This is a genomic window from Mumia sp. Pv4-285 (genome assembly GCF_041320275.1).
GTDB lineage: Bacteria > Actinomycetota > Actinomycetes > Propionibacteriales > Nocardioidaceae > Mumia > Mumia qirimensis.
In genome coordinates this window covers 4,556,235-4,579,705 of sequence record NZ_CP162023.1, presented here as the reverse complement: position 1 = coordinate 4,579,705, position 23,471 = coordinate 4,556,235, and the positions used below count along the sequence as shown (strand labels likewise).

The 23,471-nt window shown below is 70.8% G+C and carries 23 protein-coding genes; 12 read left to right on the top strand and 11 right to left on the bottom strand.

Annotated features, from left to right (window positions below):
* The first annotated feature begins 100 nt into the window (after positions 1–100).
* From AB3M34_RS21820 to AB3M34_RS21805, 4 genes are all read left to right on the top strand, one after another.
* Positions 101–1,153: an alcohol dehydrogenase catalytic domain-containing protein gene (locus AB3M34_RS21820; protein WP_370616964.1), complete on the top strand. Its 1,053-nt coding sequence runs from the start codon at positions 101–103 to the stop codon at positions 1,151–1,153.
* Positions 1,150–1,734: a flavodoxin gene (locus tag AB3M34_RS21815; protein WP_370616963.1), complete on the top strand. Its 585-nt coding sequence runs from the start codon at positions 1,150–1,152 to the stop codon at positions 1,732–1,734. Before AB3M34_RS21820 ends, AB3M34_RS21815 begins: the two co-directional genes overlap by 4 nt.
* Positions 1,735–1,739: 5 nt before the next feature.
* Positions 1,740–2,618 (top strand): aldo/keto reductase, encoded by an 879-nt coding sequence (locus tag AB3M34_RS21810; RefSeq protein WP_370616962.1) that lies wholly within the window; start codon positions 1,740–1,742, stop codon positions 2,616–2,618.
* Between the two features lie 213 nt (positions 2,619–2,831).
* On the top strand, positions 2,832–5,651 hold the full coding sequence (locus AB3M34_RS21805; RefSeq protein WP_370616961.1) for a M4 family metallopeptidase: 2,820 nt from the start codon (positions 2,832–2,834) through the stop codon (positions 5,649–5,651).
* On the opposite strand, the gene AB3M34_RS21800 is transcribed toward AB3M34_RS21805, so the two are convergent.
* Positions 5,648–6,622 (bottom strand): DUF389 domain-containing protein, encoded by a 975-nt coding sequence (locus AB3M34_RS21800; RefSeq protein WP_370616960.1) that lies wholly within the window; start codon positions 6,620–6,622, stop codon positions 5,648–5,650. The genes AB3M34_RS21805 and AB3M34_RS21800 overlap by 4 nt on opposite strands.
* 147 nt (positions 6,623–6,769) lie before the next feature.
* Here AB3M34_RS21800 and AB3M34_RS21795 point away from each other — a divergent pair, with 147 nt between their 5' ends.
* Positions 6,770–8,350, top strand: a complete 1,581-nt coding sequence (locus AB3M34_RS21795; protein WP_370616959.1) for a carboxylesterase/lipase family protein — start codon at positions 6,770–6,772, stop codon at positions 8,348–8,350.
* Position 8,351: 1 nt separating this feature from the next.
* Here AB3M34_RS21795 and AB3M34_RS21790 read toward each other — a convergent pair whose 3' ends face one another.
* Positions 8,352–8,939, bottom strand: a complete 588-nt coding sequence (locus AB3M34_RS21790) for a QsdR family transcriptional regulator (protein ID WP_370616958.1) — start codon at positions 8,937–8,939, stop codon at positions 8,352–8,354.
* A 77-nt stretch (positions 8,940–9,016) separates the two neighbouring features.
* On the opposite strand from AB3M34_RS21790, the gene AB3M34_RS21785 reads away from it, so the two are divergent.
* Together AB3M34_RS21785 and AB3M34_RS21780 are read left to right on the top strand one after the other, a co-directional pair.
* Entirely contained in the window at positions 9,017–9,799 is a 783-nt protein-coding gene (locus tag AB3M34_RS21785; RefSeq protein WP_370616957.1) for a hypothetical protein, read from the top strand.
* A gap of 28 nt (positions 9,800–9,827) precedes the next feature.
* Positions 9,828–10,415 carry a TetR/AcrR family transcriptional regulator gene (locus AB3M34_RS21780; protein ID WP_370616956.1) on the top strand — a complete coding sequence of 196 codons (588 nt, stop codon included), beginning with the start codon at positions 9,828–9,830 and terminating at the stop codon, positions 10,413–10,415.
* Positions 10,416–10,421: 6 nt separating this feature from the next.
* Here the strand turns inward: AB3M34_RS21780 and AB3M34_RS21775 are convergent, their stop codons facing one another.
* Positions 10,422–10,886, bottom strand: coding sequence for an acyl-CoA thioesterase (locus AB3M34_RS21775; RefSeq protein ID WP_370616955.1), 465 nt, complete (start codon positions 10,884–10,886; stop codon positions 10,422–10,424).
* 44 nt (positions 10,887–10,930) lie between these two features.
* Positions 10,931–11,431 (bottom strand): DinB family protein, encoded by a 501-nt coding sequence (locus AB3M34_RS21770; protein WP_370616954.1) that lies wholly within the window; start codon positions 11,429–11,431, stop codon positions 10,931–10,933.
* A 34-nt stretch (positions 11,432–11,465) separates the two neighbouring features.
* On the opposite strand from AB3M34_RS21770, the gene AB3M34_RS21765 reads away from it, so the two are divergent.
* The 3 genes from AB3M34_RS21765 to AB3M34_RS21755 all read left to right on the top strand — a co-directional run bounded on the left by AB3M34_RS21765 (position 11,466) and on the right by AB3M34_RS21755 (position 14,180).
* A complete protein-coding gene (locus tag AB3M34_RS21765) occupies positions 11,466–12,131 on the top strand; it encodes a 4a-hydroxytetrahydrobiopterin dehydratase (protein ID WP_370616953.1) in 666 nt (221 codons plus the stop codon).
* A 72-nt stretch (positions 12,132–12,203) separates the two neighbouring features.
* Complete coding sequence (locus AB3M34_RS21760; RefSeq protein ID WP_370616952.1) at positions 12,204–13,094, top strand: hypothetical protein; 891 nt, start codon at positions 12,204–12,206, stop codon at positions 13,092–13,094.
* Positions 13,095–13,175: 81 nt separating this feature from the next.
* Positions 13,176–14,180, top strand: a complete 1,005-nt coding sequence (locus AB3M34_RS21755; RefSeq protein ID WP_370616951.1) for an RNA polymerase subunit sigma-70 — start codon at positions 13,176–13,178, stop codon at positions 14,178–14,180.
* Positions 14,181–14,195: 15 nt separating this feature from the next.
* Here the strand turns inward: AB3M34_RS21755 and AB3M34_RS21750 are convergent, their stop codons facing one another.
* Genes AB3M34_RS21750 through AB3M34_RS21740 form a run of 3 tightly spaced genes read right to left on the bottom strand, consistent with a single transcriptional unit; the run spans position 14,196 to position 16,704 of the window.
* Positions 14,196–14,978: an MBL fold metallo-hydrolase gene (locus AB3M34_RS21750; RefSeq protein WP_370616950.1), complete on the bottom strand. Its 783-nt coding sequence runs from the start codon at positions 14,976–14,978 to the stop codon at positions 14,196–14,198.
* Positions 14,975–15,820 carry an alpha/beta hydrolase gene (locus AB3M34_RS21745; protein ID WP_370616949.1) on the bottom strand — a complete coding sequence of 282 codons (846 nt, stop codon included), beginning with the start codon at positions 15,818–15,820 and terminating at the stop codon, positions 14,975–14,977. The genes AB3M34_RS21750 and AB3M34_RS21745 overlap by 4 nt, the downstream gene beginning before the upstream one ends.
* Entirely contained in the window at positions 15,817–16,704 is an 888-nt protein-coding gene (locus tag AB3M34_RS21740; protein WP_370616948.1) for an alpha/beta fold hydrolase, read from the bottom strand. Before AB3M34_RS21740 ends, AB3M34_RS21745 begins: the two co-directional genes overlap by 4 nt.
* Before the next feature lie 302 nt (positions 16,705–17,006).
* Here AB3M34_RS21740 and AB3M34_RS21735 point away from each other — a divergent pair, with 302 nt between their 5' ends.
* Positions 17,007–17,645, top strand: coding sequence for a TetR/AcrR family transcriptional regulator (locus AB3M34_RS21735; RefSeq protein WP_370616947.1), 639 nt, complete (start codon positions 17,007–17,009; stop codon positions 17,643–17,645).
* Positions 17,646–17,655: 10 nt separating this feature from the next.
* Here AB3M34_RS21735 and AB3M34_RS21730 read toward each other — a convergent pair whose 3' ends face one another.
* Complete coding sequence (locus AB3M34_RS21730; RefSeq protein ID WP_370620095.1) at positions 17,656–20,391, bottom strand: helix-turn-helix transcriptional regulator; 2,736 nt, start codon at positions 20,389–20,391, stop codon at positions 17,656–17,658.
* Positions 20,392–20,501: 110 nt separating this feature from the next.
* Between AB3M34_RS21730 and AB3M34_RS21725 the strand changes: the two genes are divergently transcribed.
* Positions 20,502–20,942 (top strand): DoxX family protein, encoded by a 441-nt coding sequence (locus AB3M34_RS21725; RefSeq protein WP_370616946.1) that lies wholly within the window; start codon positions 20,502–20,504, stop codon positions 20,940–20,942.
* Here AB3M34_RS21725 and AB3M34_RS21720 read toward each other — a convergent pair.
* From AB3M34_RS21720 to AB3M34_RS21710, 3 genes are all read right to left on the bottom strand, one after another.
* Complete coding sequence (locus AB3M34_RS21720) at positions 20,939–21,421, bottom strand: YqeB family protein (RefSeq protein ID WP_370616945.1); 483 nt, start codon at positions 21,419–21,421, stop codon at positions 20,939–20,941. The two genes, AB3M34_RS21725 and AB3M34_RS21720, sit on opposite strands and share 4 nt — an antisense overlap.
* Entirely contained in the window at positions 21,418–22,731 is a 1,314-nt protein-coding gene (locus AB3M34_RS21715) for an MFS transporter (RefSeq protein ID WP_370616944.1), read from the bottom strand. The genes AB3M34_RS21720 and AB3M34_RS21715 overlap by 4 nt, the downstream gene beginning before the upstream one ends.
* Before the next feature lie 71 nt (positions 22,732–22,802).
* Positions 22,803–23,402, bottom strand: a complete 600-nt coding sequence (locus AB3M34_RS21710; RefSeq protein ID WP_370616943.1) for an ArsR/SmtB family transcription factor — start codon at positions 23,400–23,402, stop codon at positions 22,803–22,805.
* Positions 23,403–23,471: the final 69 nt, after the last annotated feature.

Sequence of the window (23,471 nt, the reverse complement as noted above, 5' to 3'; positions counted from 1 at the left end):
CCCCCACCGTAGGTCGCCGGAAGCCGGCGAGGGAGGCACTGGTGGTACCCGGAACGTCCGGCACTCCCACACCGCTCGGATGCGGCGTCCAATGGAGGACATGCGAGCCACCTACATGTTCGGCGCCGGTGACGTCCGCGTCGTCGACGCCCCCGACCCGACGATCCAGCAGCCCACGGACGCCCTCGTCCGTGTCACCCGCGCGTGCGTCTGCGGCAGCGACCTCCACCCGTACCACCAGATGCCCCCGACGGAGGGCGGCTCCCCGATGGGCCACGAGTTCATCGGCGTGGTCGAGGCGACCGGCGCCGAGGTCGCGACCCTCGTCCCGGGCGACTTCGTCATCGCCCCGTTCGCCGTGTCCTGCGGCGTCTGCGAGTTCTGCCGCGCCGGCCTCCAGACCTCCTGCGTCAACGGCGGCTTCTGGAGCGACGCGGTCCTGGGCACCGCCGGAGGCCAGGCGGAGGCCGTACGAGTCCCGCTGGCCGACGGCACCCTCGTCAAGGTCCCCGGCATCACCGACTCCACGGACGACCCGCTGCTGGCCTCGCTGCTCTCGTTGTCCGACGTGTACGGCACGGGCTGGCACGCCGCCGTCAAGGGCGGGGTGAAAACCGGGAGCACCGTCACCGTGATCGGCGACGGCGCCGTTGGTCTGCTGGCCGTCCTCTCGGCCAAGCAGCTGGGCGCCGAGCGGATCGTCCTGATGGGCCGCCACGAGGCCCGCACCGACCTCGGCCTCGAGCTCGGCGCCACCGACGTGGTCGCCGAGCGCGGCGCAGAAGGCATCGCAGCGGTTCGCGACCTCACCGCCGGTGGCAGTCCGATCGTGCTGGAGGCCGTCGGTCACATGCCTGCGTACGAGCAGGCGGTCGGCATCGTCCGTCCGGGCGGCGTCATCAGCCGGGTCGGCGTCCCGCAGTACGAGGACGCTCCGGTCGGCTTCGGCAGCCTCTTCGGCCCCAACATCACGCTCACCGGTGGTCCGGCACCCGTACGCGCCTACATCGAGCAGCTCCTCCCGGCCGTCCTCGACGGCAGCGTCCAGCCCGGCAAGGTGTTCGACCTCGGTCTGTCGCTCGAGGACACCCCGAAGGCGTACGCCGCGATGGACGCCCGCGAAGCCCTCAAGGTCGTCGTCTCCCCGTGGTGACGCGCCGGGTGGTCGTACGAGGAGCGCTCGCCGCCGGGGCCGGCGCCGTCCTCGCCTCGGCCGCGGGGTGCACCGAACCGGCATCGTCGCCCAGGAACCAGCGTGTGCTGCTCGCCTACTTCTCCCGACCAGGCGAGAACTACTACTACGGCGACCGCATCGACCTCGATGTGGGCAACACCCAGGTGCTCGCCGGCCTGATCCGCGACCGGATCGGATGCGACGTCCACCGCATCCGAGAGTCCGACCTGTACCCGCACGACTACGACGCCACCGTCGCGCGCAACGTCGAGGAGCAGGAGGCCGATGCGCGCCCTGCCGTCGCCGATCCGCTCCCCGACCTGGCGGCGTACGACGTGGTCCTCCTCGCCAGCCCGATCTGGAACGTGCGACCGCCGATGATCATGCGGACCTTCACGGAGGCACTCGACTTCGACGGCATCACGGTCCATCCCCTCACCACGCACGCCATGAGCGGCCTCGGGACCGCCGAGCGCGACTACGCAGAGTCCTGCGCGGGCGACGAGTGGCTCGTGCGCGTCGACCTCACATCAGCCCGACCACCCACGACAGAACGGTGACCCACATGGAGACCCTCACCCTCAACAACGGCGTCGAGATGCCCGTCCTGGGCTACGGCGTCTTCCAGACCCCGCCCGACGAGACCCGCACCGCCGTCCGCGAAGCCCTCGACGCCGGCTACCGGCACATCGACACTGCAGCGGCGTACATGAACGAGCGAGAGGTCGGCGAGGCCATCGCCGCCTCAGACCTCGAGCGCAGCGACGTCTTCGTCGAGACGAAGGTCTGGATCAGCGACTACGGGTACGACGCCACGCTCCACGCCTTCGACAAGAGCGCGGGCAAGCTCGGAGTGGATCAGATCGACCTCCTGATCCTCCACCAGGCGCTCCCGAGCCGGTTCGACCTGACCCTCGACGCCTACCGCGCGCTGGAGACGCTGCTGGCCGACGGCTCGGTACGCGCGATCGGCGTCAGCAACTTCATGCCCGACCAGCTGGCCCGTCTCCTCGACGTCGCGTCCGTGGTGCCGGCCGTGAACCAGATCGAGGTCCATCCGTACTTCCGTCAGTCAGCGCTGCTCGACGTCGACGCGGAGCACGAGATCGTCTCCCAGGCCTGGTCGCCGATCGGTGGCATCACCTTCTATCGCGACGGGAGCCACGGGTCGACCCTGGAGGACCCGATGATCAACGAGATCGCCCAGGCTCACGACAAGTCGCCCGCCCAGGTCATGCTGCGCTGGCACGTTCAGCAGGGCCGTCAGGTGATCCCGAAGTCCGTCACGCCGTCACGCATCCGCGAGAACATCGACGTCTTCGACTTCGCCCTGACCGACGACGAGCTCGCTGCCATCGACGGCCTCGACACGGGCGTACGGGGTGGTCCCGAACCGGAGGCCATCACCCTCGAGTCCTTCGGCCGCGACATCCCGGAAGCCTGAGGAGCACTCGGTGGGCGGGTGAAAAGGGAGCTTGGGGCACATGCCGTCCACGTTAGAAGGGCTCTCGTGGCGCGTGCTTCTCGATTCCTGCTCTCTCACACCCGCATGCGGGGTTTTCGCCAAACTCTCGTCAGGCGGACGAGTGCCGGGTACCGTCGAACCATTGCTTGACCATGACGGGCCGTTCGGGTTGCCTGTCGTTCGAGGAGACCGATGGTGTCACGACTCCCGGCCCGCGCCGCCACGCTCGCGCTGGCCGTCGCGCTGACCGCCTCGGGACTCACCGCGTCTGCCTGGGCAGCAGCCGCTGATCCGGTCGCTCCCGAGGCCGCTGCCGAGGCGCTGCTGAGGTCCGAGGCGACGTCGACGCTGACCACGGCGTCGTCCGACAGCGGCGTGCTCGCCTTCGTCGGCGCGGAGGACGGTCGCGTCGACAACCCGAACGTCGACTCCCGCGACAGCGCGAGCACAGCCGCGCGCCGCCATCTCAACCGGTACGGCGCGGCCTTCGGCGTCGCCGAGGACGGCACCACGCTCGTCCGTAAGGACCAGAAGCACAGCGCGGCCGGCCAGGACGTCGTCCGGTACCAGCAGAAGGTCGACGGCGTCCCCGTGCTCGGCGGCGAGGTCGTGGTGTCGCTCCGGCCGGACCGGCAGCTCGGGTCGGTGCTGTCGACGGCGTCCACGGCCAGCGAGGCTCCCGCCTCGACCGTGACCGAGAGGGAGGCCGCGGCCGCCGCACGTACGGCGATGGCGAAGGTCGCGACCGGCGACTTCGACCTCGACGGCCTGGGCCGGTGGCTCGTCGACCCGGCGGTGTCCGGCCTCACCGCGGCGCCGGGCATCAGCACGGCCTGGTGGTTCGAGGCGAGCGACGGCGGAGCGTTGCGCCGGCTGATCCTCGTCGACGCGAGGAGCGGCCGGATCCTCGCCAACATCGACCAGGTGGCCAGCCTCAATCGGGTCGTCTGCGACAACGAGAACGTCCCTCGCGACGAGCCCGAGGACTGCCACGCGCCCACGCGTACGGAGCTCGATCCGCCGCTGGACCGGCCGGACGTCGACGCCGCGTACGACGCGCTCGGTGCCACGTCGGACTTCTACGACGACATCGCCGGGATCGACCTCACCAACCTCATCGGGGTGACCCTCGACGGGGCCAAGACGCTCGCATCGACGGTGCGCTTCTGCAGCACCGCCGAGAACGCACCCTGCCCGTTCGAGAACGCCTCCTGGAACGGCGAGCGCATCGTCCTCGGCGACGGGTTCGCGCAGGCCGACGACATCGTCGCCCACGAGCTCACGCACGGGGTGATCGAGAAGACCGCGAACCTCTTCTACTGGGGCCAGTCCGGAGCCATCAACGAGTCGATGGCCGACGTGATGGGCGAGATCGTCGACCACCGCGACGACTCGGAGGGCGGCGAGACGACGTGGACGCTCGGTGAGGACCTCGAACCAGCCCGCAGCATGGCCGACCCCACGGAGTACGGCGATCCCGACAAGATGACGAGCGACCTGTGGAGGAACGACCTGGCGCTGCCGTACGGCGACCGGGGCGGCGTCCACACGAACAGCGGCGTCGGCAACAAGACGTACTACCTGATCTCGCAGGGCGGTGCCTTCAACGGGCAGACGATCGCCGGCCTCGACTCCGGCGACCCGACGCTGAGGCGTTCGGCGACGCTGTACGTCGCGACGCTCCAGGCGCTGACGTCCGGCAGCGACTACGCCGACCTCGGCCGAGTGCTGCTGCAGACCTGCAACGATCTCGCCCTCGCGGGGACCGAAGGGATGACGAGTGCCCACTGCGAGCAGGTCGAGAAGGCGGTCTTCGCGACCGAGCTCAGCGAGACCCCGGCTGGCGTCGCCCCGTACGCCGACGCCCCCGCCAGCTGCCCGGTGGGGACGACCAAGCGAGCACTCCTCGCCAGCGAGCAGGGTGTCGCCGAGGACAAGTTCACCGCAGGGGCGCACTGGGGCCGCGCCCCCCACGACGCGGTCCCGAGCAACGCGACGTCGGGGACGCAGTCGTGGTTCGGTTCGGACCCCGCCCCGGAGCATGGCGAGCCCGACCGTTCGTCGTTGACGGCGAAGAGCGCGGTGACCGTCCCCGCGGGCCAGAAGACGTACCTGCGCTTCCAGCAGTGGCGGGTCTTCGAGTGGTACCAGAACGATCCGCTTCCCCCGCTGTTCTACGACGGCGGCACCGTCGAGGTGACCCCGACCGGGTCCGCTGCGGTCGGTACGGCAGCCCTGCCGTGGCTGAACGGTCCCAAGAACGTCCTGGTGAAGGGTGAGGACGGCTTCCCGAACGCCTACGCCGGCATGACGGCGTTCGGCGGCGACAGCTTCGGGTGGGTCGCCAGCCGGCTCGACCTCTCGTCGTTCGCCGGGAAGTCCGTGCGCCCCTCCTTCACGGTCCGCGGCGACGCCTACCTGGCCATGTGGGGCTGGTATCTCGACGACATCGAGATCTACACGTGCGACGTCCCCAGGATCAAGGTCGTCGCAGCTCCCCGGATCGCCACGTCGGCGAGGTATCCGGCAACATTGTCGGTCACCGCCGACCGCTGGAGCCCGACAAGCGTCACCCGCTCGTACCGGTGGTACCGCAACGGTGCGCCGATCTACGGCGCGACCCGTAGCGCGTACGCGTTGACCGCCGCCGACGTCGGCCGGCGGATCTCGGTCCGGGTCACGGCGAGCAGGTCCGGATACGTGGGCTCCGCGAGCACGAGCAACTCCGTCGGGGTCCTGGCCGGCCGCCTCGTGGCGAGCACGCCGAAGATCAGGGGCAAGACGAAGGTCGGCAGGAAGCTCACCGTCAACCGGGGCTACTGGACCGGAGGGACGCGCCTCACTCAGCGGTGGTACCGCAACGGCAAGGCGATCCGCGGCGCCACAGGCATCAAGTACAAGCTGACCAAGAAGGACCGCGGGAAGAAGATCCGCGTGAAGGTGACCGGCAGCAAGCCCGGGTACGCGACCACCGCGCGGACGTCGCGGTCGACGAAGAAGATCCGCCGCTAGCCGGCGCGCCGGTCGAGCAGGCGAGCGCGCTGGCGGGACAGCCGTCCCCACAGCGTCTGCTGGAGCGTGAGGGTCAGCCAGCCGGCGAGCGCCATGCCGGTGATGTTCGCGAGCAGCTGCAAGGTGCTTCCTCCGACGTCGTGCCACCGGCCGAACGCGAGCCCGAGCGCGATGTCGCCGGCGGCGGGGATCGTCGTCACCGAGATGAAGACGCCCGACAGGCCACCGAGTCGCGACGAGGTCACCGAGAGAACCCCGGCGGCCGCAGCGATCACGGCGACGATGAACGACCACTGGTCGGGTGAGGAGACGAACCCGGTGTACGGGCGCGGTGCCGACAGCATCGCCGGGGTGATCCACCCGAGTGCACGGGCCACCAGTGCCAGGGCGGTGGTGGCCGCGATGGCGACGCCGAAGCCCAGCGCGAGGGCCCGGATCGCGCGCCGCAGCAGGTGGTAGCGCTTGCGGACGAGGGCGACACCGAGGGCGATCACCGCACCGAACTCAGGGCCGAGGATCATCGCGCCGATCACGAGGACCAGCGAGTCGGTCGTGATCGCGATCGCGGCGAGCACGGTCGCGAGGACCATGAAGGACATGAAGGTCCAGTTGGGCTCCGTGTCCTCGTAGGCCTGCTGCGCGACACCGGCCCACACGATCGAGTCGGCGCTGCTGCCCGGGCTCTTCCTCTCGGCGTCGAACGCAGCCTGCGAGAGCCACGTCTGGACCGGGTCGATGTGGAGGGTGCCCAACCGGTGGACGTCGAGGGCGAGGAGTCCGTCGACGACCCCGTTCGCTGCTTCGCGAGCGACGTCGGCGTGGACGAGATCACCCGTCGGCTTCAGGGCGACTCCCCGCAGGACGACCACGCTGCTGACCGCGTCGTCGGCGAGCAGCAGGCGTTCGACGTCGTCGGTCAGGCTCGCTGGGATGACGAGGCGCAGGTGCAGCACCTCCGCAGTGTCCCGCATCCTCGCCCGCTCGGCCGGGCACGCTCTCGCACGCCTGGGACGCGGTCTCACGTTCACGCCGGTCCCTGGCGCGCCCCCGACCTGCCGGTCTAGCGTCGCACCGCGGCCGAGGTGAGGGCTGCACCTCCGAACCCCAGGAGCCCCTCTGTGCCTGCCTTCCGCCGACGCCGCACTCTTCTCCGCCCCGCACTCGTCGCTTGCTCGCTCGCGATGTCCGTCGCAGTCGCGTCGCTCGCGTCCCCTGCTGAAGGGACGCCGGGCCGACACCGCGACGACACCGTCGTGCGCACGTCGGACGGCGCTGTACGTGGCACCGCCGAGCGTGCTCTCCGGACGTTCGAGGGCATCCCGTTCGCCGCGCCCCCGACCGGCGACCGACGCTTCCGTGCGCCGCAGGCCGTGACGCCGTGGCGCGGCGTCCTCGACGCGACCGCGCCGCGCCAGCAGTGCGCGCAGCTGACCAACGGCACGGGCAACGCGACCACCGTCGACGAGGACTGCCTCTACCTCAACGTCACGACGCCGGCCGGCCGTTCGGCGCGACGAGCCGGGCTGCCGGTGATGGTGTGGATCCATGGTGGATCTTTCCTGACGGGTACGGGCGGCAGCTATGACGCGTCCAAGCTCGCGACGCAGGGTGACGTCGTCGTCGTGACGATCAACTACCGTCTGGGGCCGCTCGGGTTCCTGACCCACCCCGACCTCGGGTCGAGCAACGCAGCACTGCTGGACCAGCAGGCGGCGCTGCGGTGGGTGCAGCGCAACGCACGTGCCTTCGGTGGCAACCCGCGCAACGTGACGGTGTTCGGAGAGTCGGCCGGGAGTGCGTCGGTGTGCGCCAACGTCGCCTCGCCGGGTGCGCGCGGTCTGTTCCGTCGTGCGATCGCGCAGAGCTACTCGTGCGCGAGCGACTTCGCCAGCGTCGAGACCGCCGAGGCGACGGGTGAGCGAGTCGCCGAAGCGGTGGGTTGTGCGCAGGCTGCCGACGTCGCCGCCTGCCTGCGTGAGGTCGACGTCGAGACCTTGCTGCGCGCGTGGCCAGGCGGCGCCCCCGCCGTCGGTGACCGCGTGCTCCCGCGACAGCCGCGCGAGGCCCTCGCCGACGGGACCGCCAACCGCGTCGACCTCGTCCACGGCAACACCCTCGACGAGAACCGGCTGTTCATCCCCCTCCAGTACGGCACGGCGCTCACCGCCGCCCAGTACACCGGCGCGATCGGCGCCACGTTCGGTCCCGCCGCGCCGGGGGTCCTGCAGCGCTACCCGGTCACGGCGTACCCGTCGCCGATCATCGCCCTGTCCACGGTGTTCAGCGACTACGGCTCGCCGCTCTCGACGTGCACCCACGTGGACGCGTACGACCTCGCGACCGACCGCCGCGGCGCACGTGTCTACGCGTACCAGTTCCAGGACCGTACGGCCGACCCGCTGATCCCGCTGCTCGCCGGGCAGGACGGTGCCTCTCACGCGACTGAGCTGCCCTTCCTGTTCCCCGGGCTGTTCGGCGACGGGCTCACCCGCGAGCAGGATCGGCTCTCGGATGCCATGGTCGCCTACTGGACGAGCTTCGCCGCGACCGGTCGTCCGCACGGGCGTGGCCTCCCACGGTGGCCGGCGTACGAAGGTCCGGGTGACGTCCTCGCTCTGAACCTCGAGAGCGCGGGCGGCATCGCCAGGGAGGACGTCGCCGCAGCGAGCAACTGCGGGTTCTGGGCGCTGCTCGGCTGAGTCAGGCGGCAGCCTGGGCCAGCAACGACCGCTGCAGGTCGGCCGCGAGATCCAGGTCGGGCTCGCGGCCGGCCAGCAGGTCGGCGTAGATCATGGACTCGCCGATCCTGACGAAGAGATAGGCGAGGCGCTCCGTGTCGGCGTCAGGATCGAGGTCGCCGCGCGCGACCGCCGTCGACAACACCTGCTGCCAGGCCTGCACGATCCGGACGTGCACCTGCGCCGCGGGCATGAACAGCACCCGGAAGGCCGTCTCGGGCTCCGCCGCCAGGAACGTGCGGAGCGGCGCGAACTCCATCACGGCGCGGTTCATGATCCGGGCAGCGCCCACCAGCTGCTCGACCCCGGGGGTGAGCCCGCGCTCGCGTGCACGCACCAACGCGGCGGCCATCGTGGGCCGGGCGAGCGACTCCATCACGTCGCCCAGGAGTCTCTCGCGGCTGCCGACCACACGGTAGAGCGTCGCTCGGCCGACCGCGAGCTCGTCCGCCAGGACCTTCATGTCGACGGTCCGCCCGTCGAGGAACCATGCGCGCGCGACGACCAGCGCATCGCGCGGGGTGATGACGCGGTTCGGCATGGCGGACATGTCACCACGAACGGTGCGATCCGGGCAAGGGGCTCGCAGTCTGTGGCGGCGCTCAGCCGCGGGTAGCGTGACGAGGGATGACAACCTCGACGACACTGAGCGCCCCCACCCGGCCGTCGCCCGCTCTCTCGTGGGCGGTGCTCGCCGCCGCGGTCGTCCAGGTGGCGGTGCCGGCCGTGCAGGCGATCTGGAGCCTCGGAGCGCCGGCGAGCAGCCAGGGCGACGACCTGCTGATCACGCCCGCGGGCTACACGTTCTCGATCTGGAGCCTCGTCTACCTGTTGACGATCGCGTACGGGATCGTCGTCCTCGTGCGGGGCGCCACCGGCACGGTCCTGCCCGATCGCCTCCTGCGTGATCTGCTCCTCCTTTACGTCGGTGCCGCACTCTGGATCGTCGTCGCCGCGTGGGAGTCGTCCTGGGGTACGGCGGTCGTCCTCGTGGCGATGGTCGTGCTCGCCGCGGATGCCGCCCGGGTCGCGAACCGTCCGGCGCCGGACTCGACCGGACCGTCCTGGCTCACGACGCTGGCTCGTGTCACGACCGGCGTCTACGCCGGGTGGGTGACTGCCGCGGGGATCCTCAACGTGTGCACGGCGATCGTCGCCGCAGGCTGGCTCGACGGGGACGACGTCGGCTGGCAGCTGGGCGTCCTCGTGGTCACCGCGGTGGTCGCAGTGGCCCTGAGCGTGCTGATCGGCGGTTCGTGGGCGTACGCCGCGACGCTCGTGTGGGCGCTCGTCGGCCTCATCGTCGCGGTGCGGGAGACCTCAGGTGCACTGGTCGTCACGGCCGCGATCACCGCCGTCGTCGTGGTGGCGGTCAATGCCCTGCTCGTCCTCCGCCGACGCGCGAGGTGAGTCCGAGCACGCCTCCTAGACTCGAGCCATGAGCACCACCACCGATGGGCGCCGCGCCCGTGGTGACGCGACGCGGCGCAAGGTGGCGCGCCAGGCGGCCGACACTGCGACGACGCACGGCCTCGACTCGCTCTCCGTCGGTGGCCTCGCGACTGCGACGGGCGTCAGCAAGAGCGGCATCCTCACCGTCTTCGAGAACCGTGAGGCGATCCAGCTCGCGGCGATCGCCGAGGCTCGCCGGGTCGTGATCGCCGAGGTCGTCGCACCGGTGTGGGCCGCCGATCCAGGTGCGCCGAGGCTGCGAGCGCTGGTCGAGAGCTGGGCGGCGTACGTGCGCCGGCGGGTCTTCCCCGGCGGCTGCTTCCTGGTCACCTCGTCGGCGGAGTTCGGGGGTCAGGCCGGCCCTGTGGCCGACGCGGTTCGCGCCCTCAAGCACGAGTGGCTCGACCTCCTCGCGACGGACGTGGTCGCGGCGGGCGGCGACGGGCGTACGCTCGCGTTCCAGATCGACGCGTTCCTCGCCGCCGGCATCACCCGCTCGGTGCTGTTCGACTCCGACGACGAGCTCGACCTCGCGGTCGTGTGTGCGCTGGACGTGATCGGCGCGCTCGACTGATCGGACTCAGCCGGTGGGTCGTACGACGTCGGGCGCGAGCAGCGGCGCGGCGAAGCCCCACTGCTCGTCCGTGAGCGGTGTCGGGCGCAGCGTGCTGGGGTCGAGGTTGATCAGCCGTCGCGTGCCCTCCGCATGCAGGGTCTCGTGATCGCTCGACAGGATCCGGAACCGGTAGTTCACGCTCGTCCGGCCTGCCTGCTCCACCCACAGGTGCACGGCCACGTCGCCGATCTGGGTGATCGGCTGGTGGAAGGTCAGGTGCAGCTCGCGGATGACCTGGACGGAGCGCGTCGGGTCGAGGACCCAGCCGGCATCGGTCCAGTAGTCGATCACCGCGTGGTCGAAGAGCCGGGCGTACTCCACGTGGTTGAGCATCCCGAACCCGTCGAGGTCGTCGAGGTAGACCCGCACCGGGACCACCACCCCGTACGAAGGCGTCTCGAGGGCGGACTTCTCGTTCGTCATCGTCATGCCGCAAGAATACGACCGATCGGACGCATTGTCACGAGGTGGGTCTACCCCTCTGCGAGGACCTGCTCCCGCAGGATGTCGGCGTGGCCGCAGTGCTGGGCGATCTCGCGCAGCACGTGGAAGTAGACCCAGCGGAAGGGGAGCGGACCTCGGCGGTTGCCTCGTACGAGGTCGTCGAGCCCGAGCGGTGCCGCCGCCCGGCGGGAGGCCTCGACGGCGTGGCGGTACGCCGTGCGGACCGAGTCGATCGTGTCGTCGCCGTCGAGGTCGAACGACTCGTCCGGCGACGCGGGGATGCCGATCTCCGAGCGCGTGCGGCAGGTGATCGCCTCGTCGAACCAGACCTTCTCGACGAACGTCGCATGCTTCACGAGCCCGAGGAGCGTGGTCTTCGACGGCACGAGCCGGCGGCGTGCCTGCTCCTCCGTCAGACCGTCGAGCGAGTCGTGGATCGCGGCACGGTGCTGGTCGAGGAACGCCTCGAGCTGTGCGTGCGCCGGGGCGGCGATGACGTCTTCGGCGTACGTCGGGGGAAACGTGGGCATGCGCGTCAGCCTCTCATGGCGGCAGCATGGGTCCATGAGCACCGAACCCATGACCGGACAGCAGATCGCCGACGAACGGCTCGGCGGGTGGGCCTATCTCATCGGTGGGCTGCAGACCCGCATCGTCACCCCCGACTTCGCCACCGGGCTCGCCATCGTCAACGCGATCGGCGCAGCGGCCGAAGAGATGGACCACCACCCTGATGTCGACCTTCGCTACTCCCACGTGGACGTCCGGCTGACCAGCCACGACGCGCGCGGCGTGACCGAGCGGGACGTACGCCTGGCGCGGAGGATCAGCGAGATCGTCGCCGAGGCCGGCGAAGGGACATCCATGGAGTCGGCCTCCGTCGCGCGCCTCGAGCTTGCTCTCGACACCCCGGCGCACCAGGGCGTCCTGCCGTTCTGGAAGGCGGCGCTGGCGATGGAGGAGTCGGACGTCGCTGAGGTCGACGACGAGCTGAACGACCCGCACGACGGCCTGCCGACGATCTGGTTCCAGAAGTCGGGGAGCGAGGAGCCGCGCCAGCGGTGGCACCTCGACGTCTGGGTCGAGCCGGAGCAGGTCCAGCCACGGATCGACGCCGCGCTCGCTGCCGGCGGCACTTTCGTGAGCGACGCCGAGGCACCGAGCTTCTGGGTCCTCGCCGATCCCGAGGGCAACAAGGTCTGCCTCTGCACCTGGCAGGACCGCCGCTGACCGAAACGTGCAACCCCGCTCCGACGCCCTCTCGCCGGTCTAGCGTGAGGCTCCAGGAGAAGGGGGACTCCGATGAGCGTTCGCTCGATCGCTGTCACGATCTCGATGGTGCTGACGGGCGCGTTCCTCCCGGCGTCGCCCGGAGCGGCGTCGCAGGCGCCCACGGTGACCGCCGGTGTGGCTCAGCCTGAGCGCGCGACCCCGACGCAACCTGCTGTCGAGGATGCGAGGAAGAAGCGTAAGCGCGCTCGGATCAAGGCATCGCGTCACCAGGTGGCTACCGGACGCGTCGTGGTCTCGATCCGGAGCAACGCGCGTCGCGTCCGCGTCTTCTACCGCTCGGCACGGGGCAAGAAGCGGGTTCAGGTCGTCCGGATCCGGGCGAAGCGCGGCAAGGTGGCTCTGCCCAAGGGTTCCAAGCGGGTGTTCGCCCAGGCGAAGAAGACGCACCGCCTGCGCGCCAGCCGGAAGATCCGCGTCACCGTCGTCCGTGCTCCGCGCGTGTGGCTCGCCGATGCCGACGGCAACGGGACGCTGGACTACTACTACGACCGCGAGGCGGACGGGCGGGTCGACGCCATCCTCTTCGACGAGGACCGCAACGGTCGCTACGAGATGATCGCGGTCTACCTCCCCACGACCTCGGGAGCCGCGCTCGACCAGCAGGAGGACGGCTACTTCGAGCTGTTCCTCGTCGACGCCGACCGCAACGGACTCGGCGAGCGGGCCTACTACGACCCGAACCAGGACGGGTTCCCGGAGTGGCAGCAGGTCGACACCAACGGCGACGGCTACGCCGACACATGGGTCCAGACGGCGCCGAGCGTGGGGACGGCGACGCAGAACCAGACCGCGAACAACCTCATGGTCAGCAACATCGTGACGCTCAACCAGCTGCGGGCGCTCGATCCCTGGTCCGTCGGATACCTTCCCTACAACCCGGCTCCGTCGTTGCTGCGGTGACCGACCGCGCCCAGTGATGAGCTTTCGCGCCCGTACCCGTCACACGTACGACGGGACTCGAGGCGACGGAAGGAAGACGTGATGGGTGCGGACACGCGGCTGGAGGAGCTCGGCATGAGCGGGTTGGGTGGGACCGGTGTGGGCAAGGTCGACGAGCCGGAGTTCTCCGAGCTGGCGAAGCGGCACCGGCGAGAGCTGCACGTGCACTGCTACCGGATGCTCGGGTCGTTCCAGGACGCCGAGGACACCGTGCAGGAGACGTTCCTCCGTGCGTGGCGGCGGCGGGAGACGTTCGAGGGGCGGTCGACGTTCCGCGCCTGGCTGTACCGGATCGCCACCAACGCCTGCCTGGACCTGCTCGCCAAGCGACGCCCGGAGCCTGCGACCGGCGGCGAGGTGCTGTGGCTGCAGCCCTACCCGGACCGGCTGCTCGACGAGCTCGCCGCGGACGACGTGGACGAGCCGGAGACCGTCGCCGTCGCACGCGAGACGATCGAGCTGGCGTACGTGGTCGCGGTCCAGCACCTCGCGCCGCGCCCGCGGGCCGTACTGATCCTTCGGGACGTGCTCGGCTGGCCGGCGAAAGACGTCGCGGAGCTCCTCGGGGACTCCGTCAACTCCGTGAACAGCGCGCTGCAACGGGCCCGCGCCGGCATGCGGGAGCACTTGCCGGCCGAGCGCCAGGACTGGACCGGCAGTGACGAGGACACCCGGACACGCGAGCTGGTGCGCCGCTACACCGACGCCAGCGTGGCCGCGGACATCAGCGGCATCGTCACGATCCTGCGCGATGACGTCCGCTGCTCGATGCCGCCCACGCCCGGCCTGTACGTCGGCCGCGACGCCGTGGTGAACGACTGGGTCGAGAGCGGGTTCGAGGGCATGACGAACCTGCGCGCCGTCCCGACCTCCGTGAACCGGCAGCCCGCCGTCGCCTTCTACCACCGGCGCGAGCGGGAAGGCGCCTACCTGCCGCTCACGATCGACGTCCTGCGCATCAGCGGCGGAGCGATCGCGGAGATCGTCACCTTCCACGCCGACCAGTTCCCGCAGCTCGGGCTACCCGATCACCTGCCTCCGGGATAGGGAGGAGCGACTACCTCACACCTCCTGCGGCACGCCCCGGTCCAGCCACACGACGCGCTCACGCACGTCGGCCGGCGCCGCGTCGATCGCCTCATGGAGGTGCGCGGGCGGCTCGCTGAAGTGCGACCACCCTTCGTAGTGCACGGGCACGGCGACCCGAGGCCGGAGGGTCGAGATCAGGTCGACCGCGTCGGAGCCGTCCATCGAGTAGCGCAGCGGCCCGGTGGTCGGGAAGCGCACCTTCCCCGCGTGGACCAGGGCGACGTCGACGTCGAGCTCCTCGGCGGCTGTACGGAGAGCTCCGTACAGCACGGTGTCTCCGGTCATCCACAACGCGGTACGACGCTGGTCTCCGACGCGTACGGCGAACCCGACGACGGGCCCGACGATCGGTCGGCTGAGCGGCGGCCCGTGACGACAGGGCGTCGCCCGGACCGTGAGCGTGCGACCGTCGGCGGCACGGACGACGGTCTCCTCGCCAGACTGCAGACCGCGCACGTCGCCACCACCGGCGACGCGTCGCGCGCCGGCGCGGGTCGTGAGCACGACGCCGGCCCGCGTGAGCATCTCACGTCCAGCGTCGTCGAGGTTGTCGGCATGGTGGTCGTGGCTGAGCAGCACGACATCGACAGGCTCGACCTCCGCCAGCCCCAGCGCAGGGCCCTCGGTCTTGCGCGACGACGTGCCCCAGCCGAAGCCGTACCGCCGTCCCGGTGGGTCGAAGGTGGGGTCGGTGAGGATCCGCCACCCGTCGAGCTCCACCAGGACGGTCGGCCCGCCGAGGTGGGTCAGTCTCACGCGTCGGCGACCGGCGCCGTACGGGGTGCCGTGTCGGCGTGCTCAAGGGCCCACTCGAGGGCGTAGTCGGCGACGGCCTCCCACCCCGGAGCGGCGCACGTCCAGTGGTCGCGGCCCTCGAACTCGTGGTACTCCGTGAGCGACGCCGACTTCTTGTAGTGCTTGGCGTTCGACTTGTTCACCGAGGGCGGCATGATGTGGTCCTCGCTGCCGCCGATGAAGAGCAGCGGCGCGCGGTCGTCGTTGTCGTAGTCGACCCACGTCTCCTGGTGGCCGGGGATGAAGTTCGCGAACAGCCCGTACCGCCACACCCAGTTGCCGGGCGCTGGGATCTGGTAGCGCTCCCAGGCCTTGTCCGACTCCTCCCTGGTGAGCGTGTTGGTGAACGAGTAGTGGAACTCCTCGGCCGTGAAGCCCACGGCCTTGTGACGGTTCGCGGGGTTCTTCAGCACCGGGAACAGCGACTTCGCCTGCGACGGCGGGTTGACTCGCACGCCCTCGGTCGGCGCGGAGTCGATGGCGACCGCTGCTGCACCGAGACCGCGTGCCGCCAGCAGCTGCGTGAGCGTGCCGCCGAAGGAGTGGCCCATGATGATCGGCGGCGCGTCGAGCGCCTCGATGACGGCGGCGAGGTGGTCGACGGTCTCGGGAACCGTCAGGTTCGCGATCACGTCGGGGTTCTCGCGGAGCGCCTCGACCTCGATCTCGAACCCGGGGTAGCCGGGCGTCAGGACGGTGAAGCCTTTCGCGCCGTAGTAGTCCACCCAGCCTTCCCAGCTGCGCGGTGTCATCCAGAGACCGTGCACGAGGACGATCGTGTCTGGTGCGGTGGCGTCGGTCATGGTGTGCCCTTCCCGTCTTTCGTGGTGCTTGGTGGTCGGAACTGTGTGTTCGTCCTGCTCGGTCGGCCTTCGACGAAGGCGAGCAAGTCGTCGTGGAGGCGCTCGCGCGAGGTGTCCGGCAGGCCGTGGGCGCCGCCCTCGTACACCGACAGCACGGCGCCGTCGACGAGCTCGGCCGTACGGCGGCCGCCGACGTCGAGCGGGACGATCTGGTCGGCGTCGCCGTGGATGACGAGCGTGGGGACGTCGATCGCTGCAAGGTCGGGCCGGAAGTCCGTCGCGGAGAACGCGGCGATGCACTCGTACGCGGCACGGTGGCCGCAGCCCAGGCTCTGCGCCCAGAACGCGTCGCGGAAGCCTTGGTCGACCGGAGCGCGGTCGTGGTTGAAGAACGGTCCGTCGGCCAGGTCGCGGTACAGCTGTGAGCGGTCGGCGAGCTCGCCGGAGCGGAGTGCGTCGAAGACCTCGGCCGGAATCCCGTCAGGGTTGTCGTCGGCGCGCAGCATGTACGGCGGGACCGCCGACACCAGGACGAGACGTGCGACGCGGGCGCTCCCGTGCCGCGCGAGGTAGCGGACGGCCTCGCCGCCGCCGGTGGAGTGCCCGACGAGCGTGATGTCGGACAGGTCCAGCGTCTCGATGACCGTCGCGAGGTCGTCGGCGTAGGTGTCCATCTCGTTCCCGTGCCAGGTCTGGGACGAGCGCCCGTGCCCGCGGCGGTCGTGCGCCACGGCGCGGTGGCCGTGCTCGGCGAGGAAGAGTGCGGCGGCCTCCCAGGCGTCCGAGTTCAGCGGCCATCCGTGCCCGAGGACGACGGGGGAGCCGTCGATCCCCCAGTCCTTGTAGTAGATGCGGGCACCGTCGTCGACGGTGACGAAGGGCATCGGCACCTCCCTGGTTGCGTCGTACCGCGAGCATCGCCGAGAGAGGTGCGCACCCGGACCACGTGTTTCACGTAGTCGGTGGCGGGAGGATGGCGCCGCGAGGACGCGCCGGGCCAGGAATGTAAAAGGGGCTCGGTGCCGCCCCCGCCGGCGCCGAGCCCCTTCAGATCACCGGCCGGAGCCGACGATGTGGTCCAAGGAGAACAGACATCTTGACGCTTGACAAGATTTTTGCTGACATTCGTCAAGATTCGATGTGCATCTCGCGTTCCTCGGAGTGCTGGCGCGCCTACGATGGGCGGATGACCAAGTCCGATGGTCCGTCGACACGCCAGCAGGTGCGGGCGGAGCGTGCCGCGGTCGACAAGTTCGAGCAGCGGCGTTCCGAGCTCGCGTCCTCCGCACTGACGACCCTCGCCGACCGTGGCTTCGCCCACACGAGCCTGCGTGACATCGCCGAGAACTCTCCCTACTCCCACGGCGTCGTCCACTACTACTTCAGCGACAAGCTCGACCTGATGCAGCACTGCATCCGCCAGTACAAGCAGGACTGCGTCAAGCACTACGACGAGATCCTCGAGTTCGCAAGGACACCCGAGGCGCTCCGCGAGGGGTTCGCCGAGGCGATGGTGACGACCCTGCGTGACGAGACGACCCTGCATCGCATGTGGTACGACCTGCGCAACCAGAGCATGTACACCGCAGAGCTCGTGGGCGTGATCCAGGAGATCGACCTGCTTCTGGAGCAGATGATCTGGCGCGTCGTCTCGCGCTACGCCGAGCTGGCGGCGAGCCAATCACGGCTGTCCTCCCCGGTCGCGTACTCGCTGTACGACGGGTTGTTCCTCCGCGCCCTCATCGACTACCTCGCCGGCGACGCCGACGCGGCAGAGACCCTGCGGCGCGAGTCCGCCGGCCTCCTCGAGCTGCTCTGCCCTTAGCCGCCGCTCGTCACCGCAAGGAGGCGACGTGGTCGACGAGCTGGCGGCGCGACGTGATCGCGAGCTTCTGGAAGACCTTCCGCAGGTGGTAGTCGACGGTGTTCACGCTGATGAAGAGCGTGGCGCCGATCTCCGCGTTCGTCCGCCCGGCGGCCGCGAGCCTGGCGACCGTCGTCTCCTGCGCGGTGAGGTCGACGCGCCCGCTCCCACCCGTACGAGCGGTGCCGCCCGCGGCGTCCAGCTCAGCGCGCGCCCGAGCGGCGAACGCTGTCGCATCCATCCGCTCGAACGCCTCCGCCGCGACCGCGAGGTGCTCGCGCGCGTCCCCGCGGCGGCGGGCGCGCCGCAGCCACTCGCCGTACAGCAGGTGCGCCCGCGCGATCTCGATCTCCACGCCCGCGCCGTCGAGGGTCTCGATCGCGGCACGGTAGTGGCTCTCGGCCTCCTCGTCGGCAGACACCAGCGCACAGGAGCGTTCGGCGACGCCGCGGTTCCACGGGGACCCGTTGGCCTCTGCCGACGCCGTCAGTCGCCCGACGTACGGCAGCGCCTCCTCCGTACGCCCTGACCGGACGGCGGCCTCGACGAAGTCGGGGTACTGCAGCGGGGTGACCTGGAGAAAGGGATCTTCGACCAGCGGTCGCAGGAGCGCGTACGCGTCGGCGTACGCGCCCTCGGCGAGCGCTCGCGCAGCGAGCCCGCTGGCGGCCGACGCCTGCACGCCGCCGAACCCGAGCGCGCCAGCACCCTCCGCGACGGCGTCGACCACCTCGCGCGGTGCACCCTGCCAGGCGAGGTACGCGACGTTGACGACGTTCTCGGCGTCGTAGCCGATCGCGCGGCGCACCTCGCGGACGTGCTCGACGTGCTCGCCCGCGCGGCGAGGGCTGCCCCCGTTGAGCTCGACCAGCGAGAGGACCCACAGCACGGTGTCGAGAACGTGCAGCGCACCGCGTTCGCGCGCGGTGGCGGCGCACCGGACGAGGTGCGCACGCCGGGCCCGTGCATCCCACAGCGCCGTCGTCAGCGCGACACTGATCGTGCCGAGCGCGAGGAGTTCGTCGTCGTCGACCTCCGACAACGCGTCGACCGCCGCACGCATCACCGGCACCGCGTCCGCATAGGGGAGGAGCAGGTGCGCGCCGAGCCCGCGCAGGACCGTGGACGCTGTGCCGTCCGTGAGGTCCGCCCCGGCGGTGAGCCGGCGGCCGAGCTCCTCGAGGCTGACACCCGCGAGCATGCGTTCGGGTGGCAACGCGTACTCGAACGCACGCACGAGCGCCAGCTGCTCGCGCTCGAGGTCGCGACCGTGGAAGAGGGCGGCCGCACGAAGCATCTGCGCGCTCGTGTGCACGATCTGGTCGGCGTCCGGGACGAACAGCGCCAGCGCGGTCTCGACAGAGATCACCCGCCCGTGCAGCACCGGGTCGAGGGAGTCGCGGCCGATCTCGGCCAGCAGCCCGTACGCGACCTGGGCGGCTCCCGCGGCGAGCGCCGCCTCGGCCGCCGCGACCTGGCGGCGTACGCGGTCCGGGCCCGGGGGCGTGAGCTCGACGGCACGGGCCAGCACGCTGGCACGGGACGCTGAGCCACCGCGTTCGCCGGCACGGTCGGCCGCCTGCTCCAGACGGTCGGCGACGGAGGGGTCGGTGCCGAGCGTGGCCTTCGCGGCGTGGACCGCCTGCAGCTCGACCATCCCCAGCTCCCCGGCGGCGGTCGACAGTGCTGCATGGACGCGGCGGCGCTCGGCTCCGGAGGCGGAGGCGTACGCGGCGGAGCGCACGAGCGGGTGACGGAAGCGCACCGTCGAACCCAGCCCGATGAGGCCGGCGGCCTCGGGTCCATCGGCGGCACCCTCGGGGATGCCGAGCGCGCGTGCGGCACGGAGGACCACCTCGGTGTCGGCCGCCGAGCCTGCGGCCGCGACCAGCATCCACCGCTGCGCGTCCGCACCGCTGCGGCGGACCTGCTGGACGTAGTGGGACTCGAGCGTGCGGCCGATCGGCAGCGGGTCGTCGGCGAGACTGAGCGCGGCGAGCTCCGACGCGTCGAGGTCGCGGCTGAGGTCGACCAGCGCGAGCGGGTTGCCGCCGGTGGCCTCGACGACCCCCGCGGCCGCCATCGGATCGAGCGCCTGTGTCATCGACGCCGTGAGCAGGGTCGTCGCCGCGTCCCGGTCCAGGCCGTCCAGACGCAGCACAGGCAGCCCGGCCGTCCGTGCCGCCGCCGCGTCGTTGTCGCGAGCCGCGAAGATCATCGCCAACGACTCCGCCTGGAGGCGGCGCGCGACGAACGCCAGCACCTCGAGCGACTCCGGGTCCAGCCAGTGCGCGTCGTCGACCGCGCACACGATCGGCTGCTCGCCGGCGGCGACGTCGAGCAGGCCGAGGAGTCCGAGCCCGACCAGGAACCGGTCGGGTGGCGGCCCCTCGGCCGCGCCGGTCGCCGTCCTGAGAGCGGCGAGCTGGGCGGCCGGGAGTGCGTGTTCGTACGCGCGCAGCGGCACCATCAACCGGTGGAGCGCCGCGAAGGCGATGGCCGACTCGGTCTCGTAGCCGTCGAGTCGGATCACACGAACACCGGGCAGCCGGGACGTCACCGCCTCGAGCAGCGTCGTCTTGCCGATCCCGGGGTCGCCACGGACCACCACGGCACCGCCTGCCTGGTTGCGGGCAGCCGTCACCAGGGCGCGGAGCGTGCGGATCTCGTCGTCGCGGCCGACGAGCCGCGCAGGTGTCTCGCTGATGACGAGAAGACTAGTGGCCGGTGCGCCGCGGCGTGCTCGATCGCCACCATCTGACGCACTCCGTGCGAGAACCTAGGGTGGTCGCACCTTCACTCCACGAGCGAGGTCCCATGTCACGCAAGACCACCGAGCCGACATCCCTGTCGGCCCCGCGCACGATCGGCCGCCTCGCTCTCGGCGCGTTCCTGATGACGGCCGGTATCAGCCACCTCACGTGGGCCCGGCAGGAGTTCCTCGCGCAGGTGCCGGACTGGGTGCCGCTCGACGGTGACACGGTCGTCGTCGCGTCGGGCTTCGTGGAGGTCGGCCTCGGCGGTGCCTTGATCGGTCTCCCGGGCAGGCGCGTCGCGGTCGGTTGGCTGACGGCTGCCTTCTTCGTCGCGATCTTCCCCGGCAACATCTCGCAGTACGTCACGCACACCGACGCGTTCGGCCTCAACGACGACCGGGCTCGTGCGATCCGGCTCCTGTTCCAGCCGCTGCTCGTGCTCTGGGCGCTGTGGGCGACCGGCGCGTGGCGCGACCGGCGCCGTACGGACAACAAGGCCTAGACGCCCTCCCACGGATAGCCGTGGCGTCGGAACGCCGCGGCGACGGAGTCCTTGCTCGCCTCGACGTCGTGGTCGAAGAGGCGCCGGCCCTCGCGCCCGTCGATGACCACCTTCTTGCCGTCCCGGTAGACCGCGACCACCTGCGTACGCTCGATCCGCCTGCGGTCGTCACCGTGGTGCACCACGATCGCGGCGTCGCCCACGTCGAGCCGGTACGCGTCGACGATGACGACGAGCGCGACGGCGAGACCGACCAGCAGGCCCACGAGCGGACGCGCCACCCATGCCCACGGCTGGTCGAACGAGCCGACCCACTCGAGCGGCCCCTTGAACGGTACGACCGGCACGTCGGAGAGCCACGCTGCCAGCAGCGGCGCGAGGAGGAAGACGAGGAGCCCGGCGCCACCGAAGATGATGCTGGTCCCGATCTTGTCGGCGCGCGTGAAGCCGAGCGTCGTGGTCGAGGGTGCGTCGGTCACGAAGTCGACCGTACGGGGACGGACGGTGTCGCGGCATCGTCCGATGGGCTACGACGCTGCGACGAAGGGAGGGGGTCCTCCCACGCAGGCAGCTCCGCGAGGCGGCCGATCGGTGTGAGCAGCACAGCGAGGGAGGCGAGCAGGTGCACGCCCGCCATGACGAGCATCGTGGGGCGGGTCCCGAGGCCGTGCGCGAGCAGGCCGGCGGTGACGCCCGCCAACGGCATCGCGCCGTAGTTGACGACCTGGCTGGTCGTGACGACCCTGCCCATGAGGCGTTCCGGGACGTAGCGCTGTCGCCACGACCCTCGAACCACGTTGCCCGCGACCACCGTCGCACCGAGCAGGACGAGCCCGGCCACGGTGATCCCGACCTGACGGCTCGTCTCGGCGAGAGCGACCAGCAGCGCGCACGGAGCACTCGCGACCAGCAGCCCGGTCGAGGCCCGACCGGTTCCCCACCGCCGAGCGAGAGGCGTCGCGACGAGCGCACCGGCGACTCCTCCCATGCTCCCGAGCATCATCACGAGGCCGGCGTACGAGGGATCGATGCCGAGCGTGTCGACGAGGTAGACGACGATCAGCGCCGACGTACCTGTCAGTCCGAAGTTGGAGACGCCACCGATCAGGACGAAGGGCCCGAGGTAGCGGTCGTGCCGCACGATACGAATGCCCTCCGCGACCTGCGTACGCAGCCTCTCCGGGGTGATCCCGACGTCGGCCCGCCGGCGCGGGTGCACCCGGCGCATGCAGATCGCGGAGACCACGAAGCCGACGACGTCCAGCAGCAGCCCGGTGGCCGCCGAGACCGTGGTGATCAGCAACGCACCGATCCCGGGACCGGCGACGTGGGTCAGCGACTCCGTGCCGAGCAGCCGCGCATTCGCCTGCTCGAGACCGCCCGGGCCGACCACCGCAGGCACGATCTTGATGCCGGCGGTGCGCGAGAACACGGCGGCGGTCCCTGTCGTCAGCGCGACCACGAGCAGCTGTCCGAGCGTGAGCCGTCCGGTCCATCCGGCGACTGGCACGGTGAGCAGCGCCGCGCCCGCGAGGAGGTTGGCGGTGACGATCACTGTCTTCGGTGCATGGCGATCGACGAGCGCGCCGGCGGGGAGGCCGACGACGACCCAGGGTAGCCAGGCCGCTGCCGTGAGGAGGCCCATCCAGAGCGGTCCCGCGTCGAGATGGACGACCGCGAGGACCGGGATCAGGAACGCGCTGGTCGCGTTGCCGAGGAGGCTGGCGCCCTCGCCGAGCCAGAGGTGGCCGAAGCCGGAGCCGGTGGGCTCCGCATTCGTGCGGGTCATGGATCCTCCTCCTCCAGGGCAGGACGGCATCACCTCCCGAGGAGGTGTGCGGTCGGCGGTGGTTCCGGCGGTCAGGGCTGGTGCGGGAACCCTCGGGCGAAGACGAGCACGGTCTCGCGATCCACCCCGTCGTCAGGGACCTCCCGTCGGTGCCATCGGGTGAGGAGCTCGACGATCTCCTCACTCAGCTCGCGCATCTCGGCGGGGGACACGTGAAGCCAGGTCTGGGCGGCGAAGGCGGCGTCGTCCCAGTCACCGGCGGTCTCGGAGTTGCCGAGCCAGTCGCGAGCGGCGTCGTACTGTCGGTTCAGCTCCATGGACTCTGCTGCCTTTGCCGCGTCGACGGCCGCGGAGTCGGTCGCGAACTCGGCACGCGACCAGCGGATCGAGGACGACACCTTGCGCCACCAGCGCTCGCGACGATCCCTGGCGAGCTCCGGTGCCTCTTCGACGAGACCGGCTTCGTGAAGAACCTTGAGGTGGTGGCTCGCGCTGCCGACGGCCTGCCCGGTGCGTTGGGCGAGCGCGGACGCCGTCGACGGCCCGTCCACGGTGAGCGCGTCGAGCATCCGGGCGCGGAAAGGGTTGGCGAGGGCGGACAAGGCCTTGGCATCGGTGATCGTACGGCGGTAGCCGGCGTCGTCGGAGAGGTGCTCGCGGTCGTCGCTCATGATGCCCACGCTACTTGCACAACACATCTTGTGCAAGATCTCTTGTGCAACTGCCGCCGGCGGAGACCC